Genomic DNA, 15,693 nt, shown 5'->3' with positions numbered 1-15,693 from the left:
AGCCGGCCAACCCGATGATCCTGATCGAGCCGACGCTCGTCACGCGCGACAACGTGAAGGCTTACAAAGGCTGGAGCAGCCCGCGCTGATCGCGCGACGCGACCCGCGATTCCTGGCGGTGCCGGTCGGTGTCGGGCGCGTCGCCGCGCGCGGACACCGGCCCTGCCCGTCCGTTCACCCCAACCGCCGCGCGACACGCCGCGGCACATGGTCTCGACACAACGACGACGTTCCCCCGCCGGGCCGTATTCGGCGAAGCGCTGACCGACTTCATCCGTGATGACCCGCGGCATTGGCGCAGCGTCGCCGGCGGTTCATGCTGGAACGTGGCGCGCGGCTCGGCGTGCCGACCGCCTTCGCCGGCATGGTCAGCCGCGCTGATTCGGCGGCACGGGAAACACCAGGCAGAGCATGCTCGCCACCCGGTCACGCACCACGCTTCCCGCCGTTACCGCGCGCCTGCAGCAGTTGCAGGCTCTCGTCGACACTCAGTTCGGACATCGCATCGTCGCGCAGCGTATCGTCGGTCGCGCGGCGCAGCGCATGCAACGCGTGCTCCTTGAGCCGCACGATCGCGAACTGCAGCCCGCGTGCCGCGCATTCGGCGGCGAACGTGCGCAACGACTCGATCGTCGTGCCGTCGACGTCCGGCGTTTCCTCGAGACTCAGCATCACGGTATGCGTATCGGGCGCGGCCTTCATCAGCACGCGCACGCGATTGAGCATCCGATCGGCGTTCGCGAAAAACAGCTGCGCCTCGGGCCGCACGATCAGCACACCGGGGATCGGCTTCGCATCGGCGTGATTCGCGACGTCGACGAAATCGTGGCCGTCGCGCAGCCGGCCGAGTACGCTCACGTTCGGCTCCGACAACTTGCGCAGCGTCAGCAGCAGGTTCACGCCGATGGCCGCGAGCAGCCCGTGCAGCACGCCGAGCACGAGCACCGCGAGCAGCGCGGCGATCACGACGAGCCGGTCGCGATGCCAGACCCAATACGGCCGGAACACCGACGGATGCAGCGAGTGGCTGACCGCGAAGATCACGATCGCCGCGAGCACGGGCTCCGGCGTGCGCGCGAGTTGCGGCAGCAGCAGCCACACGATCAGCGCGACCACGCCGGCCGCCCACAAGCCCGCGAAACGCGACTGCGCGCCGGCCGCCTCGTTCGCGGACGTCGCCGAATAGCCCGCGCCGACCGGCATTCCGTGCAGCAGCCCCGACACGAGGTTCGCGCAGCCGATCGCGACCAGGTCGCGGTTCGCCGACACGCTGTCGCCGTGCTTCAGCGCGAAGTTGCGAATCGATCCGTACGACTCCGCATACAGGATCAGCATCAGCGCGAACGCGAGCTCGACCGTCTGCATCCATGCGTTCCGGTCGAGATGCGGCAGCCCGAATTCGAGATGCCGGAAATCGATGTGTCCGACGATCGCGATCCCGTAATGCTGCCAGTCGAACACATAGCCGGCCGCGATCGACAGCACGATCACGACGAGCGTCGCGGGCACGCGCGAGCGCCGCCCGAGCACGAACAGCAGCGCGAGCGCGGCCGCGCCGAGCGCGACGCTCGCGAGGTTTGCATGCGGTGCGCCGGTGACGAGGTCGAGTGCGACGCGCGGCGCATCGCTGTGCTGCACGGAGATCGCGAGAATCTTCGGCAGCTGCTTGATGACGATCGTCAGCGCCAGGCCGAACGTGAAACCGCGCAGGACCGGTCGCGCGACGAAATCCGACATGCCCCCGAGCCGCGCGACGCCCGCCAGGATGAACAGCACGCCGGTCATCGCGACGAGCGCGGCCGCGAGCGCGAGCTGCGCGGCAAGCGCCATCCCCGACTCGGCCAGCACGGTCGCGGCGAGCACGGCCGCCGACGACGACGTCGACGACACGATCGCAAAGCGACTGCTGCCGGTCAGCGCATAGACGACGAGCCCCGACAGCAGCGCGATCAGACCGGCCTGCGGCGGCAGGTTGGCGAGACCCGCGTATGCGACCGCCTCGGGAATCAGCAACCCGGCGATCGACAGGCCAGCCAGCGCATCGAGGCCGATGCGCTGCGCGGGCGGCGGCGGCGCCGCATCGAGTGCAGCAAAATGCTCGGGATGCTGCAAGCCGGCATCCGGACGGGTCGGGGCAGTCGTCATGAGACGGTAGGCGCCGGGGTGCGGGTCAGGGTTTGACGGCGATGACACCCGACCAGCCGGGCAGATAGCGCGCGTCCTGCTCGTGTGCGCGGCGCAGCGAGATGTCGAGCGCCTTCGCGAAGTTCTTGCGGATCTGGTCGAGCGTCACGTGCTGGCGCAGGTAGTCGGCCCACAGGAATTCGCTGAACGGCGTCGCATCCTTCGCGTAGCCGCCGGCCGTGCGCAGCTCGCCCGCGAGGCTTCGATACGGATCGTCCTCGAGCCCCGTCAGCGCCTTCGGCAGTTGTGCGTAGTCGCGACGCGAGCCGTCCACGCCGAACGGATGCACCCACTGGTTGTGTTCCATCATCCGCCAGAAGATCGTGTCGTCGAGCCACGACAGATCCTTCAGCAGCATCGCGTTCACGCGCGCCTCCCCTTCCTCGATCAGCGCCAGGCCGAGATGGTGGTGGTCGGTGATGTAGTGCAGCCCGCCCGGGCCGAGGACGGCCGGAAACCAGTGCGAGTCGATCGCGGCCTTGCGGGCACGCTTGTCGAGCGCCTTCCAGTGCTTGCGCTTCGCTTTCACTTCGCGATAGCCGACCGTCATTTGCGTCGGACGCAGTGCGTCGAGCCGGACGGGAATGAGATGAACGTCGTTGCCGAGTGCCATGGTCGTACCCCATGTTGCGAATTTCCGGCAACGATACTCCTGATCGTGCGAGCCGTTAATACGTCGCGACCTCGATGCGCGTGCGCTTGACCATCCCTGACATCCGGTCGCGCCCGCACGCGACGCTATGTACGCAGGTCGTCGCGCTCGAGACGATGGCGAACGTAAGGAATGCCATCGTGAACGACGCTCACGCGCCGCATCCCGAGCTTGCGCGCGACGTTCAGCGAACCCGAATTCGCCTCCGCGATATCGGCGATTACGCGCGGCAGCCGCACGGTGTCGAACGCGTGACGCACGACGGCCGCGGCGGCCTCGCACGCGATGCCGCGCCCCCACGCCGCGCGCACGAGTCGCCAGCCGATCTCGACGTCGCGCGCGCCGCCCGCATAATCGGGAATCAGCAAGATCCAGCCGATGAACGCGTCGGGCGCGGCCTTCTCGAAGATCGACCAGTAACCGAGGCCCGGCGGATAGGCGCGCGTGATCCGATGCGTGACGAAGCGGCGATGTTCGTCGGGGTCGTGCCACGGCCCCGCGATGTAGCGCGTGACCTCCGGATCGCGATCCATCGCGATGCTCGCGTCGAGGTCGGCCAGCACGCGCGGGCGCAGCCACAGTCGCGTGGTCTCCAGGGCGGGCAGCGCGGCAACGGACGGTTCGGTCATCGGGGCTCCTGATTCGGTGGCGATGCGCATCGCGTGCATTACGTATCTGATACAAAAAACCTTCCGGAATGATACAGACGACTGTCGCTCGTCACGCACACGCTCATTTCCGTTTTCTCAACAGTTCATTTCGTAGGGATTATTCCCGATACGCGGTTATCGCGCCCCGCATCGCACGGCGCCGCGGCCTACACTCGATCCATGCCCCCGCGCCGCGCGCCAGCCGGGCCGGCATCCGCCGGCAGAGTGTGCGCACAAGCCAACGAGGAGACCTCGGACATGAGCTGGACCCGCGAACAACGCAACGTCACGATCGCCGCCTACCTGGGCTGGACACTCGACGCGTTCGATTTTTTCCTGATGGTCTTCGTGCTGAAGGACATCGCCGCCGAATTCGCGTCGACGATCCCCGCCGTCGCGTTTGCGCTTACGCTCACGCTCGCGATGCGCCCGATCGGCGCGCTGATCTTCGGGCGGCTCGCCGATCGTTTCGGCCGCCGCCCGACGCTGATGGTCAACATCGCATGCTATTCGCTGCTCGAGCTCGCGTCGGGCTTCGCGCCGAGCCTCACCGCGCTGCTCGTGCTGCGCGCGCTGTTCGGCATCGCGATGGGCGGCGAATGGGGCGTCGGCTCCGCGCTGACGATGGAAACCGTGCCGACCCATGCGCGCGGCTTCGTGTCGGGCCTGCTGCAGGCCGGCTATCCGAGCGGCTACCTGCTCGCGTCCGTCGTGTTCGGCCTGCTCTACCAGACCATCGGTTGGCGCGGGATGTTCATGGTCGGCGTGCTGCCTGCGCTGCTCGTGCTGTACGTGCGCACGCACGTGCCCGAATCGCCGGCCTGGAAGCAGATGGAAAAGCGCCCGCGCCCGAGCCTCGGCGCCACGCTGCAGCAGAACTGGAAGCTCACGATCTACGCGATCGTGCTGATGACCGCGTTCAACTTCTTCTCGCACGGCACGCAGGATCTCTACCCGACCTTCCTGCGCGAACAGCATCACTTCGATCCGCACACCGTGTCGTGGATCACGATCGTGCTGAACATCGGTGCGATCGTCGGCGGCCTGTCGTTCGGCGCGATCTCGGAGCGGATCGGCCGCCGCCGCGCGATCTTCATCGCCGCGCTGATCGCGCTGCCGGTGCTGCCGCTGTGGGCGTTCTCGAGCGGCCAGCTCGCGCTCGCCGCCGGCGCGTTCCTGATGCAGATCTCGGTACAGGGTGCGTGGGGCGTGATCCCCGTCCACCTGAACGAGATCTCGCCCGACGAGATCCGCGCGACCTTCCCCGGCGTCGTCTACCAGCTCGGCAACCTGCTCGCGTCGGGCAACGCGACGATGCAGGCATCGCTCGCGGTCTCCCAGGGCAACAACTACAGTTTCGCGCTGGCGCTCGTGGCCGGCATCGTCGCCGTCGTGATCGCCGTGCTGATCCTGTTCAGCCGCGAACGGCGCGGCATCGACATGACGCAATCGGTCAATACGCGTACCACCGCCGGATGAAGCCGCGCATTGCCGCGACGCACCATCGCGCGTGCCCCGTCCCGCCGGGGCCGCGCGACAGACTTTCCGCATCCGCACATCGAACTAGAGGAATTTGTCCAGATTCCGCGCTTGCCCGCGCCGTACGCGTTTTTTTATCTTAATAAAAACGGCTGTTTGAATCAGATAATCAAATCACCTGTTCGCGGCCGGGCAACCGGCATTGGGAGGCGGGACATGGCAGTCAGTCAGGAGGGGCGAGCGTCCGCGGGACGACCGTCCGGGACGCGGTCATCCGGCAATCGGCAGACCGGCGGGACGAAGGCGCGCATTCTCGACGCGGCCGAGGACCTGTTCATCGAACATGGCTTCGAAGCGATGTCGATGCGGCAGATCACGTCGCGCGCGACGGTGAACCTCGCCGCGGTCAACTACCACTTCGGCAGCAAGGAAGCGCTGATCCACGCGATGCTGTCGCGCCGGCTCGACCAGCTCAACCTGGAACGCCTCGGCATCCTCGACCGCTTCGATGCGCAGCTCGGTGCGCACATCACCTGCGAGCACGTACTCGGCGCGATGTTCATTCCCGCGCTGAAGGCATCGCGCGACCCCGAGCGCGGCGGCCCCGCGTTCCTGCGGCTGATCGGCCGCGCGTACACCGATCCGTCGCCGTTCGTACGCAACTTCCTGACCGCGCACTACGCGAGCGTCGCCGGCCGCTTCTTCGATGCGTTCCAGCGCGCGCTGCCGCATCTGCCGCGCACCGAGCTCGGCTGGCGGCTGCACTTCGCGATCGGCGCGCTGTCCGGCGCGCTGGCCGGTGCCGAAACCGAAAGCCTGATCGACGAATTCTCGCAGGGCCGCACGATGAACGACGTGCAGATGATCGCGCGGCTGTCCTCGCTGATCGTCGCCGCGCTGAAGGCGCCGATGCCCGACAGCGCGCAGTTGTCGATCTTCGCGGCCGTGCTCGACGATGCGGGCGCGAGCGAAGCGTTCGGGCTGTCGTCGAGCACGGCTGCTGCCGATACGGCGACGGCGCCTTCGGCGAGCTGATCGCACCAGGCCGCGCAGGCGGCGTTTCACGATTTGGGCGGCCCGGGCCGGCGTTGATGCGCCGGCCCGGGCCGAACGAATGTCATGCGGCGGGAGCCAAGGCAGGCTTGCTTTCGTCGACGAAAAGCATGGGGTACGAGTAAGCGCTGGAGTGCTGACTCTCACTGACTGCGAAGCATGGGGCGGGAGTAAGCGCTGAAGTGCCAACTCTCACCGACCGCAAAGCACGGGTGAGCGTAAGCGCTGAAGCGCCAACTCTCACCGACCGCGAAGCATGGGGTACGAGTAAGCGCTAAAGCGCTAACTCGTACCGACACCGGAGACACATCATGGCCTCATCCGCAGCAACCGCAGCGGCCCAGCTCCCGCCGAACAGCGACGGCATCTGGTACGCGTCGTATCCGCCCGGCGTGCCGCACGAGATCGACGTCACGCAATACGCATCGCTCGTGCAGTTCTTCGACGAATGCACGACGCGCTTCGCCGAGCGGGTCGCCTACGTAAGCGCCGGCGCATCGATGACCTACCGCAAGCTCGCGCAGAAAGTCGACGCGTTCGCGTCGTATCTGCAAAGCACCGGCGTAAAACCGGGCGACCGCGTCGCGATCATGCTGCCGAACACGTTCCAGTACCCGGTCGCACTGTTCGGCACGCTGAAGGCCGGCGCGATCGTCGTCAACGTCAATCCGCTCTACACCGCGCGCGAACTCGCGCACCAGTTGAAGGACAGCGGCGCGCAGACGATCGTCGTGTTCGAGAACTTCGCGCGCACGCTGCAGGACGCGCTGCCGGAAACGCAGGTGAAGAACATCATCGTCACCGCGCTCGGCGACCTGCTCGCCGACGGTTTCAATGCGAAGGGACGCCTGATCAATTTCGTGCTGAAGCACGTGAAGAAGCTCGTGCCGGCCTACAACCTCCCGCAGGCGATCCGGCTGCGCTCCGCCCTCGCACTCGGCGCACGCGGCAAACCGCAGCCGGTGCAGACGACCCGCGACGATCTCGCGTTCCTGCAGTACACCGGCGGCACGACCGGCGTCGCGAAAGGCGCGATGCTCACGCACGGCAACCTGATCGCGAACCTGCTGCAAGCGAAGGCGTGGATCGCCGACCAGGTGTCGGGCGACGTCGAGACCGTGCTCACGCCGCTGCCGCTCTATCACATCTATTCGCTGACGGTGAACGCGTTCATCTTCATGGGGCTCGGCGGACGCAACATCCTGATCGCGAACCCGCGCGACATGAACATGGTGATGAAGATCATCCGCAACGAAACGTTCACCGGGATCACCGGGATCAACACGCTGTACAACGCGTTCCTCGACAACGACGAATTCCGTAAGCGCGACTTCTCGAAGCTCAAGCTCGCGATGGCGGGCGGCATGGCGATGCAGCGCGCGGTCGCGGAGCGCTTTCAGCAAGTCACGGGCCGGCCGATCGTCGAAGGCTACGGGCTCACCGAATGCTCGCCGATCGTCACGATGAATCCGGTGAACCTGAGCGACATGGCCGGGTTCAGCGGCTCGATCGGCCTGCCGGCCCCGTCGACACTCGTGCGCTTTCGCCGCGAAGACGGCACCTGGGCCGCCGTCGGCGAGCCGGGCGAGCTGTGCGTGCACGGTCCGCAGGTGATGCGCGGCTACTGGCAGCGGCCCGACGAGACCGCGAAGGTGATCGACGCCGACGGCTGGCTCGGCACCGGCGACATCGGCGTGATGGACGAGCGCGGCTTCATCCGCCTCATCGACCGCAAGAAGGACATGATCCTCGTGTCGGGTTTCAACGTGTATCCGAACGAGATCGAGGAAGTGCTGGTCATGCATCCGGGCATCAGCGAAGCCGCTGCGATCGGCATCCCGGACGAAGTACAGGGCGAACGGATCAAGGTCTTCGTCGTGCGCCGCGACCCGACGCTGACGGTCGACGACGTGCTCGCGCACTGCCGCAAGAACCTGACCGGCTACAAGATGCCGAAATTCGTCGAGTTCCGCGATGCGCTGCCGCAGACCAACGTCGGCAAGATCCTGCGCCGCGCGCTGCGTGACGAGGAACTCGCCAGGATCAAGGCCGCAAAGCAAGGCTGAACGATCCAATGCGCCCGGAGACGCTGTCGATGAACGAAGGAACGAAGCGCCGCGCGCGGTACGCCGCCGCGGCACTCGCGTGCGTGCTGTCGCTCGCGCAAGCCGGCCTGCACGCCGAGGAAACCGCCGATGCCGCGAGCGCGGTACAGGAGGTCGCACTGCCGGCGGAGCTGGCGAAGGTCACGCGCGAGCCGGTCGCGCAGCAGGCGCGCTGGCTGCGCACGGCCGCCCAGCGCGGCACGCTCGCGCAACTCGACGACGCGACGCTCACGGCGCTGTTCAAGGCACTCGATCCGCTCGCCGTGCCGCTCTATATCCGCAATGGTCCCAACGGCTATCCGTCGTACCAGTTCACGATGGTGCGCCAGGAACGCATCAGCGGGAAATGGTCCGACACGCCCGACCGCATGCTCGTGAAGACGACCCGCGAACCGTTGCGCGTTTATGCGAAATGGCTGCCGGGCGGCGCGCATGCGGGACAGGAGACGATCTACGACACGACGCGGCGCAAGGACGAGATGTACGGCCATCTCGGCGGCCTGCTCGGCAAGATTCCGTTGTGGACGGCGCTCGACGGCGCACTCGCGCGTGCGCAGTCGAATCACCAGGTGAAGGATCTCGGCACCGAGTTCATCACGAACCTGTACCTGACCGAAGGAAGGAAATACCAGGAAGCCGGCGTGCAGCGGCCGACCCAGGTGGAGGCGAAGACGATCGGCGGTGTGCGCGTCGTCGCGCTCACCTACGAGACGCCGACCGGCCGGCCGCAGTTCTACGCGAAAAAGGAAATCCTCGGGCTCGACCTGCACGCGCCCTACTTCAGGACCATCGAATCCTATGACAACGACGGCAGGATCTTCGAACGGATCGTCATCGAGAAAATCGCGCCGGCGGTGCTCGACGAATCCGCGTTCGACCCGAAGAACCCGGACTATGCGTTCTGATCGTCACCGGCGCCGGCGCCACGCAGGTCGCGCTCAATCATCATCGTCGTCGTGGTGATGCTTGTGCCAATGCTTGTAATAATGCTTGCGCCATTTCCGGTAGCCGTCGTCGTCCTCGTCGCCGTAGTAGCCGTATCCGTAACCCGGATAAGCGACTACCGCAGGCTGGGGCGCCACATAGACCGGTGCCGGCTCGACATAGACCGGTGCGACCGGCACGCCGATGCCCACCGACAGGTCGACGCGCCCCGCCATTGCACTGCCGGAAGCGAGCAACGCCACACTCCCGATCCACACCGCCAATCCCCTCTTGTTCATGTTCCCCTTCCCGGATCCGCCGGCCTGCCCGGCATGCGCGTGGAATGTAATCCCGCCGCGCGCCGCCAGGTGCTACGCCATTGCGAGATTCGTAACGCGACGTAACGAAACGGCACTAGCCATTCGACCGAATCGCGAAAATGCACGGGAACGTCTATAGTGGGTTACGGTTCGACACAATCACGACTGCGCGCTGGTGGAACGAACAGGGTAAAATCCCGCCAAACGCTTGGTGGGCAACCACGCCACACACACGCACAACATATTCTCTGACGCAGGCTCCTGCCGCACCTCAATGGCCAATCCCGCAGAATCCCATCCGCAAAACGACTTCATCAATTCGGCGCGCAAGGAACGTAAGCGCGTTGAAATCTATCTCGTCAACGGCATTCGTCTGACGGGATGTATCGAGTCGTTCGACCAGTATCTGGTGATGCTGCGCACCCCCGTGGGTCTGCAAGGCATCTACAAGCGTGCGATTTCCACGATCCAGCTCGACACGGGCGGCTCGCGCCCGGGCGGCGGCGGTCCCCGTGGCCCGCGGCCCGGCGGTCGGCCGGGCGGCCGCGAAGGCGGCGGCCACAGCCCGTACGGCTCGCATGGTGGCTCCCGCGAATCGCGTGGCGACGGCGGCGGCTACGGCTCGCGCGAGCCGCGTGAAGGTTACGGTTCCCGTGAACCGCGCGAGGGTTATGGCGCGCCGCGCGAGCCCCGCGAAGGCTATGGCGCCCCGCGCGAAAGCTACGGCGCACCGCGCGATGCCGGCGACGCATCGGGCAACACGTCGCCGTCCGACGCACGCGGCGGCAACGGGCCGGTGATCGTCACGCGCCGCCGGCGAATCGTGCCGGACGGCCAGTAAAACAAAAGGGCAAGCCAGGCGGCTTGCCCTTTTTTCTGGTGGGTCGGCGCGGCATGTCGCCGCACCGGCCGTGCCGTGATCGCTCAGTGTGCCGTCGTCGGCAAACCTGCGTCGGCCTCCCGCTGCAGCGAACGCACCTGCTGCTGCAACGCGCGCAGTTGCGACTGAAGCGCCGCCTGTTGCGCCTGCAGCGCCGCCGTTTCGTTGCGGACGCTCTTCTGGCGATCCGCGACCGCCGCCTGCTGCTCGCGGGCGATCGAGATATCGGCCTGCAGACGCCGCGCCCGCTCCTGCGCGACTTCGATCTGCCGGTCCGTCTGCACCTTCTGCGACTCCAGCTTCGCCGCACGCAGCTCGTTGACGGACAGCCGTTCCGCCTGACGCGAGAAATCGCGATAGATCGCTTCCGCGCGCGCTTCGTCGTAAGTCTTGATCACGCGCCAGAACGCCTTCTGCTGGAACAGCGCGACGAAATAGGAACCGTCCTTCACGCTGAACAACTGGCTCGCGCCGTAGCTGCCGTTATAGCTGGTGCGCATTTCCGTCAGCGAATGCGCCTGGATCTGGCGCTGCAGTTCGTCAACCGTGCTCTGCCCCGTCGTCTCGCCTGCCTGCGGCTGTATCGAGGTTTGAACCTGTTGATCGATCACCGGAATCGCCGCCACCGGTGCCGACGCCTGCTGTACCGCCGGCGATGCATTGCCCGCCAACCCCTGCGCGAACGCGCCCTGCATGCCTCCCATCATCGCGAGCAACACCCACGCCCGCCCCAACCCCGTCATATGGCTCATGAATTTTGATTCCTGCCCGTGTCGTTGTAATTCAGCGCGATTTTATCGCATTAATTATTCGCTTTCGCGGGTCTCGGGCTCTTCGTCGAAGATCTGATATTTGCGCATCTTTTCCCACAGCACCTTCCGGCTGATGCCGAGCTGCTGCGCCGTATCCTGGCGTCGCCAGCCGTTTGCGTCGAGGGCCGCGATCACGCGGCTGCGCTCGTTCATGTCCCACTTGCTGCGGTCGACGAAGACCTCCGCCACGCTCTCCGCCGGCACCGGCTGCGCCGCATTGCGCGCATGCGCGACCAGCCGCTGGAGTCGCGCGGCGTCCCAGCCGCCCGTTTGCCGCACCGTCACGCCGACGCGCTCCGCAAGGTTGCGCAGTTCGCGCACATTGCCGGGGAAATAGCTGTCCGCCACCGCATCCGCGAGCCAGTAAGGCAGGTCGGACAGTTGCGCGAGCCGTTCGTCGCCCACCACCTCCGCGACGAACGACTTGAACAGCGCAATCTTGTCGACCGCGCCCCGCTCTTCCAGCGACGGAATGCTCAGTTCGATCACCGCGAGCCGGTAATAAAGATCCGCGCGGAACAGGCCTTCCTTCACGAGCTGCGGCAGCTTCTTGTTGCTGGCCGCGACGAGACGGAAATCGACCTTGATCGGCGTCGTCGCGCCGACCCGCAGCACGGCGCCGTCCTCGAGCACGCGCAACAGCTTGACCTGCTGATACAACGGCAGATCGCCGACTTCGTCGAGGAACAGCGTGCCGCCCGCCGCCTGCTCGAAATAGCCCTTATGCGCAACAACCGCGCCGGTAAACGAGCCTTTTGCGTGCCCGAAGAACAGCGATTCGAACAGGCCGTCCGGAATCGCACCGCAGTTGACCGGCACGAATTCGCCGTCGCGGTAGCGCGAATGCTTTTCGTGGAGTAATTGCGCGATGCGTTCCTTGCCGACGCCGGTTTCGCCGTGCAGCAGCACGTTGGTGTCGCAGTCGGCGAACATATCGACCTCGTGCAGCAGCGCCTGCATCGACTCCGAGTGCGCGACGAGTTCGGACGGCCGCAGCGTATCGGCCGCATGCGCGCGCAGCTGCGTGACGAGCTTGCCGATCATCCCGCGCAGCTCGGCGCACGTGAAGTCGAGCGGCAGGATGTGTGAATAGTCGGGCGGATACTGCGACGCGTCGTGGTCGCGCGCCGCGCCGACCCAGACGACCGGCATGCCGATGTTGGCCTGCCAGTCGCGCAGGAACGCCGCACCGGTCTCGATCATCGTCACGCTGATGATCGCGAGCGATGGCCGCAAGGCGGCGCGCTCCGGCGAGATTTCCGCATTGTCGGCGCGGATCACCTCGACGTCGAAGCTCGCCATGCAGCGGGCAACGCGGTCGACAATGTCCGCCTTGCCTTCCCAGACGTACAGGTCGAGTTCTGCGATTGCGGAGGGGGTTCTCATCGTTGATGCTTTCAATGAACGATTTGCGGGGCGTTGCAAGTCAGACTGTGTTGTATCACGGTCAGCTGGCCGATCTGCAATCCTAATGCCGTCAGCAATGGTGTCACCAGCGTATTGAGCAACGGATTGACTAGGCCGAGCAGCAACGGAATGAGCTGCCCCGTCAGCGGCTGAAGAATCACGGTCAGGATCGATAGATCCAGCCCCAAGACATTCAGTTGAAGCGACGGTAGATTCAACAGATTGGTCAGTTGTACGTTGAGTGTGTTGGTCGCCGTCGACGACGTGGTCCAGTTGGGCCCGGGAGACCACGCGGACGACGTACAAGCGCCGTTGCTCGGCTTGGTATTGCAGAACGAGTATTGCGAACTGTTCTGATAGACGATCCCCGTCCCGCTCAATGACAGGCTGGCGTTCAGCGCGCCAGGGGTCGAGGGCAATGGCGGCCCGCTGTAGATGGGCGTGCTGGCGCTACTCCCAACGTACGCGACGGGATTCGATACCGACAGGACGACTTGCAGAAGCGAAAAATTGCCGAGTAGTCCCCCGCCCGACAACTTGGCAACGGGAATCGTGCCGGAGGTGGACGCACAGCTCGGTGAATTGAGGTTCAGCTTGCCGCCAGTTGTTTGTCCGGCGCAAATCATCGCTACACCCGGCAACGCACCGAACGTCGCGGTGCTCGATGCAGGGGTCGATTGGCAACTCGTATTGGCCAGCCAAGCGCGCCCTGGGCCGCCCAGGATGATATAGAGCGGCAAGTGCGGTCCCGTCAGCTGAAGCGTCAATACGCCGGGAATTCCCAGTGGAGGCGGATCCGACAGCGCCTGCACATCGACGTAGAGTCCGATCTCCGCTTGCGACGCCTGCGTGCGCCAGATGCCGTTCACTTGTCCGGCCTCGCCGATCCCGATCGACGGCGGTGCCAGCACCTGCAATTGCAGGCTGTTGACTCGAACCAGCGACGACACCGCTGAAATGAGCGGGCAAAACGGACTGCCGGGGCAGTTGCCTTGGCCGACCGACACCGTCAGCGCGCTGTTGTATGCCCCGACCTCCGCCGTCGTCAGCAACAGTTGAAGCACATTGATGCTTGCGTTCGCGGCCGCTTCCGCATTGCTGCCCGAGTATTGAAGGAGACTTCCCAAAGATATCTTGTTGGCATTGACGTTGGCGCCAACACTGTTCTTCAGCGCGGTGAGTACCGTGCCCACCGTGGTATTGCTGCCGACCGCGGTGGCGGTGAGGTTCAGGATATCCGCTACGGTCAGATTGAGACCGAGCAACTTCCCGACGCTGGCTGGACTCGACATCCCCGCGGTGCCGAGCTGCGTCGCGACGTTCGCCAGCTGACCCAGCGTAACGTTTGCCCCGGCCAACGCCTGGTAACTCGCCAGACCGACATTGACGTTGGCCGACGCGCCCAGCAATCCGGTGAGCAGCGGGTCAAGAATCGCGGACGACGAGGAATTCAGGCTCGCGAGCGTCGACCCCACGCTGAACGTGTCGATTGCCGCCGCGCGTGCGGTAGCCGTTGCGGAAACAACGACCTGCCGCCCGCTCAACTTGTTCAGCAGCCCAAGGAAGACGTAGCTCACCTGCCGGTACGCCGTCACCTGCGCCGCATTCGCCGCGGCCGACGCCGGCGTCACATAGGCGGTCGACGGATCCCACCTCCCGCAACTGACGGCAATCTGGTCCCTTCCCGCCGTAGGATTTGCTGTTGCCGTGGCGCTTATCAGCGTAACCGTATAACCCTTGTCGTTGATGTTCGCGCTCGTGGTTACATTGTTCTTCGCATCGCTCAGGCAACCAGTCGGATCGCTCGACATCGGCTGCACCGCCGCCAACGCGGCCAGGTCCGCGACCCGCTGCAGATCCCGCTTCTGCAGATACAGATTCGCGATGTCGATGACCCCGAGCACGACGATCGCGACCGTGACCCAGAGCGCTGCCATGACCACGATGGAACCGCGTTGACGTCGCTTCCCCGGCCAGCGAGCACCCCGCCGCCGAGATCCATATGGTTGATCTACGCGCATCGTCATCTCGCTTACTGCGTGCCCTGCCCGCTACCCGACATGCCACCGGACGAGCTACCAAGTTGCGTGCTCATCGACTCGGGAATCTTGTTCTTGAACGAATCGAGATAGCGCTGATAAACGACCGATGCGACGTCGCCGAGCATCGGCTGCGTCGGTGCCGCTGCTCGATTGTCTCGTTGCATCGACAGCCACTCCTTCGTCGAACGGTCGACGTCGGATGCAGCCGGTGCCGTTCCCTGTTGCGCCTGTGCGGCTGCAGTGCCCATCGCCACGCCCATGATCGCGCTCAATACCGCGACGCGGCCCGCAAGCGTGTTTCGATAATGTTTATTGTTCATGTCGTTCCCCGCCTGTCTGTTCATTGTGCAAACCGTTGCAGCAGCGGCACGGTCTGGTCATAGCCGAAATTGTTTGCCATCGGCGTGATCGGTGCGGCCGCGGAGCGCCGCGACACCACCGGCGGAGTCGCGACCGCACGCTGCTGCGCACGTGCCGCGGCAGCGATTTTTGCGGCATCGCCGACGATGTCCTTGCGGATATCCGTCGGAAGATGCTGCTGGTTCATCAGCCGCTGCGCGTCCTGGGTGCGCCCGGCAGCAAGCAGATACAGCGCGAGGTTGCTGACGATTTTCGGGTTGCGTTGATCCAGTTCCGCCGCCTTCATCAGCGGCACCCGCGCGCCGACCACGTCGCCATTACGCAATTTCGCATAGGCGAGATCGGACAGCAGCGACGCATCGGTCGGCGCGAGTTCAGACGCCTGCGTCAATGCCTGAACTGCGTGACCGAAATCGCCGGCCGCACCGGCGATCAGCCCGAGCCCGCGGTAACCACGTGCGGCGAGCGGCGTCTTCAGCAACTGTGTGTATGCAGCCGCGCTCGCAGCCGGCTGGTCGGTCATGCGCAGTGCATCCGCGCGCAGCAAGATCGAGTCCGGCGACACGCCGTACGCCTTGTCGTATGCGTCGATGTGCGCAAGCGACGCGTAATAGAGACCCTGTGCCTGCATCCGCTGGATCAGACCGAGATACATCGCGGGCGTATCCGGCACCGCCTGTTTCTGGTCAGCCGCCTGGATCAGCGCCGCACGTTCGGTCTGTGCACCGACGCCGTACCCGCTTTCCTTGGTCGCACATGCGGCAAGGAGCAGCACCGCCATCGCCATACCTGCGTGCCTCGCCATCCTGCTTATCCGCTTCATCG

The 15,693-nt window shown here is 65.4% G+C and carries 14 protein-coding genes and 1 pseudogene; 6 read left to right on the top strand and 9 right to left on the bottom strand.

Annotated elements, in window-relative coordinates; all coding sequences use genetic code 11:
• Positions 1–260: 260 nt before the first annotated feature.
• Positions 261–376: pseudogene (locus DID99_RS37940) on the top strand (carbohydrate kinase); the annotation flags it as partial.
• Positions 377–426: 50 nt separating this feature from the next.
• Here DID99_RS37940 and DID99_RS25765 read toward each other — a convergent pair.
• The 3 genes from DID99_RS25765 to DID99_RS25755 form a co-directional block, all read right to left on the bottom strand.
• Positions 427–2,145, bottom strand: coding sequence for a SulP family inorganic anion transporter (locus DID99_RS25765; RefSeq protein ID WP_124667743.1), 1,719 nt, complete (start codon positions 2,143–2,145; stop codon positions 427–429).
• A 25-nt stretch (positions 2,146–2,170) separates the two neighbouring features.
• Positions 2,171–2,797, bottom strand: coding sequence for a ParB-like protein (locus DID99_RS25760; protein WP_124571754.1), 627 nt, complete (start codon positions 2,795–2,797; stop codon positions 2,171–2,173).
• Positions 2,798–2,922: 125 nt separating this feature from the next.
• Positions 2,923–3,465 (bottom strand): GNAT family N-acetyltransferase, encoded by a 543-nt coding sequence (locus DID99_RS25755; RefSeq protein ID WP_124667742.1) that lies wholly within the window; start codon positions 3,463–3,465, stop codon positions 2,923–2,925.
• A gap of 279 nt (positions 3,466–3,744) precedes the next feature.
• Here DID99_RS25755 and DID99_RS25750 point away from each other — a divergent pair, with 279 nt between their 5' ends.
• From DID99_RS25750 to DID99_RS25735, 4 genes are all read left to right on the top strand, one after another.
• Entirely contained in the window at positions 3,745–4,965 is a 1,221-nt protein-coding gene (locus DID99_RS25750) for an MFS transporter (protein WP_044849269.1), read from the top strand.
• A 216-nt stretch (positions 4,966–5,181) separates the two neighbouring features.
• Positions 5,182–6,000 (top strand): TetR/AcrR family transcriptional regulator, encoded by an 819-nt coding sequence (locus tag DID99_RS25745; protein ID WP_044849270.1) that lies wholly within the window; start codon positions 5,182–5,184, stop codon positions 5,998–6,000.
• A gap of 329 nt (positions 6,001–6,329) precedes the next feature.
• The gene (locus tag DID99_RS25740; RefSeq protein ID WP_124667741.1) at positions 6,330–8,084 is read left to right on the top strand and encodes an AMP-binding protein; all 1,755 of its coding nucleotides are present in this window, start codon (positions 6,330–6,332) and stop codon (positions 8,082–8,084) included.
• A 29-nt stretch (positions 8,085–8,113) separates the two neighbouring features.
• Complete coding sequence (locus DID99_RS25735) at positions 8,114–9,028, top strand: DUF1571 domain-containing protein (protein ID WP_124667740.1); 915 nt, start codon at positions 8,114–8,116, stop codon at positions 9,026–9,028.
• A gap of 33 nt (positions 9,029–9,061) precedes the next feature.
• Here DID99_RS25735 and DID99_RS25730 read toward each other — a convergent pair whose 3' ends face one another.
• Positions 9,062–9,346, bottom strand: coding sequence for a PXPV repeat protein (locus tag DID99_RS25730; RefSeq protein WP_044846004.1), 285 nt, complete (start codon positions 9,344–9,346; stop codon positions 9,062–9,064).
• Positions 9,347–9,641: 295 nt separating this feature from the next.
• On the opposite strand from DID99_RS25730, the gene hfq reads away from it, so the two are divergent.
• Positions 9,642–10,208, top strand: coding sequence for an RNA chaperone Hfq (hfq, locus tag DID99_RS25725; RefSeq protein ID WP_044846005.1), 567 nt, complete (start codon positions 9,642–9,644; stop codon positions 10,206–10,208).
• Positions 10,209–10,291: 83 nt separating this feature from the next.
• Here hfq and DID99_RS25720 read toward each other — a convergent pair whose 3' ends face one another.
• The 5 genes from DID99_RS25720 to DID99_RS25700 are packed head-to-tail and all read right to left on the bottom strand — an operon-like array spanning position 10,292 to position 15,691.
• A complete protein-coding gene (locus tag DID99_RS25720) occupies positions 10,292–10,999 on the bottom strand; it encodes a DUF2968 domain-containing protein (protein WP_124488921.1) in 708 nt (235 codons plus the stop codon).
• Positions 11,000–11,053: 54 nt separating this feature from the next.
• A complete protein-coding gene (locus DID99_RS25715; RefSeq protein ID WP_044846007.1) occupies positions 11,054–12,445 on the bottom strand; it encodes a sigma 54-interacting transcriptional regulator in 1,392 nt (463 codons plus the stop codon).
• Between the two features lie 11 nt (positions 12,446–12,456).
• Complete coding sequence (locus DID99_RS25710) at positions 12,457–14,487, bottom strand: pilus assembly protein TadG-related protein (RefSeq protein ID WP_260444709.1); 2,031 nt, start codon at positions 14,485–14,487, stop codon at positions 12,457–12,459.
• A gap of 11 nt (positions 14,488–14,498) precedes the next feature.
• Positions 14,499–14,852 (bottom strand): DUF3613 domain-containing protein, encoded by a 354-nt coding sequence (locus tag DID99_RS25705; protein WP_409362710.1) that lies wholly within the window; start codon positions 14,850–14,852, stop codon positions 14,499–14,501.
• Positions 14,849–15,691, bottom strand: a complete 843-nt coding sequence (locus tag DID99_RS25700) for a pilus assembly protein (protein WP_124667738.1) — start codon at positions 15,689–15,691, stop codon at positions 14,849–14,851. The genes DID99_RS25705 and DID99_RS25700 overlap by 4 nt, the downstream gene beginning before the upstream one ends.
• Positions 15,692–15,693: the final 2 nt, after the last annotated feature.

Source organism: Burkholderia sp. Bp8986 (assembly GCF_003854225.1).
Classification (GTDB): Bacteria; Pseudomonadota; Gammaproteobacteria; order Burkholderiales; family Burkholderiaceae; genus Burkholderia.
This window is presented reverse-complemented; position numbering and strand designations above follow the sequence as displayed.

Coding starts and splice junctions, on each gene's coding strand:
- DID99_RS25765 (WP_124667743.1), bottom strand. CDS start 2,145: ATGACGACTGCCCCGACCCGTCCGGATGCCGGCTTGCAGCATCCCGAG.
- DID99_RS25760 (WP_124571754.1), bottom strand. CDS start 2,797: ATGGCACTCGGCAACGACGTTCATCTCATTCCCGTCCGGCTCGACGCA.
- DID99_RS25755 (WP_124667742.1), bottom strand. CDS start 3,465: ATGACCGAACCGTCCGTTGCCGCGCTGCCCGCCCTGGAGACCACGCGA.
- DID99_RS25750 (WP_044849269.1), top strand. CDS start 3,745: ATGAGCTGGACCCGCGAACAACGCAACGTCACGATCGCCGCCTACCTG.
- DID99_RS25745 (WP_044849270.1), top strand. CDS start 5,182: ATGGCAGTCAGTCAGGAGGGGCGAGCGTCCGCGGGACGACCGTCCGGG.
- DID99_RS25740 (WP_124667741.1), top strand. CDS start 6,330: ATGGCCTCATCCGCAGCAACCGCAGCGGCCCAGCTCCCGCCGAACAGC.
- DID99_RS25735 (WP_124667740.1), top strand. CDS start 8,114: ATGAACGAAGGAACGAAGCGCCGCGCGCGGTACGCCGCCGCGGCACTC.
- DID99_RS25730 (WP_044846004.1), bottom strand. CDS start 9,346: ATGAACAAGAGGGGATTGGCGGTGTGGATCGGGAGTGTGGCGTTGCTC.
- hfq (WP_044846005.1), top strand. CDS start 9,642: ATGGCCAATCCCGCAGAATCCCATCCGCAAAACGACTTCATCAATTCG.
- DID99_RS25720 (WP_124488921.1), bottom strand. CDS start 10,999: ATGAGCCATATGACGGGGTTGGGGCGGGCGTGGGTGTTGCTCGCGATG.
- DID99_RS25715 (WP_044846007.1), bottom strand. CDS start 12,445: ATGAGAACCCCCTCCGCAATCGCAGAACTCGACCTGTACGTCTGGGAA.
- DID99_RS25710 (WP_260444709.1), bottom strand. CDS start 14,487: ATGCGCGTAGATCAACCATATGGATCTCGGCGGCGGGGTGCTCGCTGG.
- DID99_RS25705 (WP_409362710.1), bottom strand. CDS start 14,852: ATGAACAGACAGGCGGGGAACGACATGAACAATAAACATTATCGAAAC.
- DID99_RS25700 (WP_124667738.1), bottom strand. CDS start 15,691: ATGAAGCGGATAAGCAGGATGGCGAGGCACGCAGGTATGGCGATGGCG.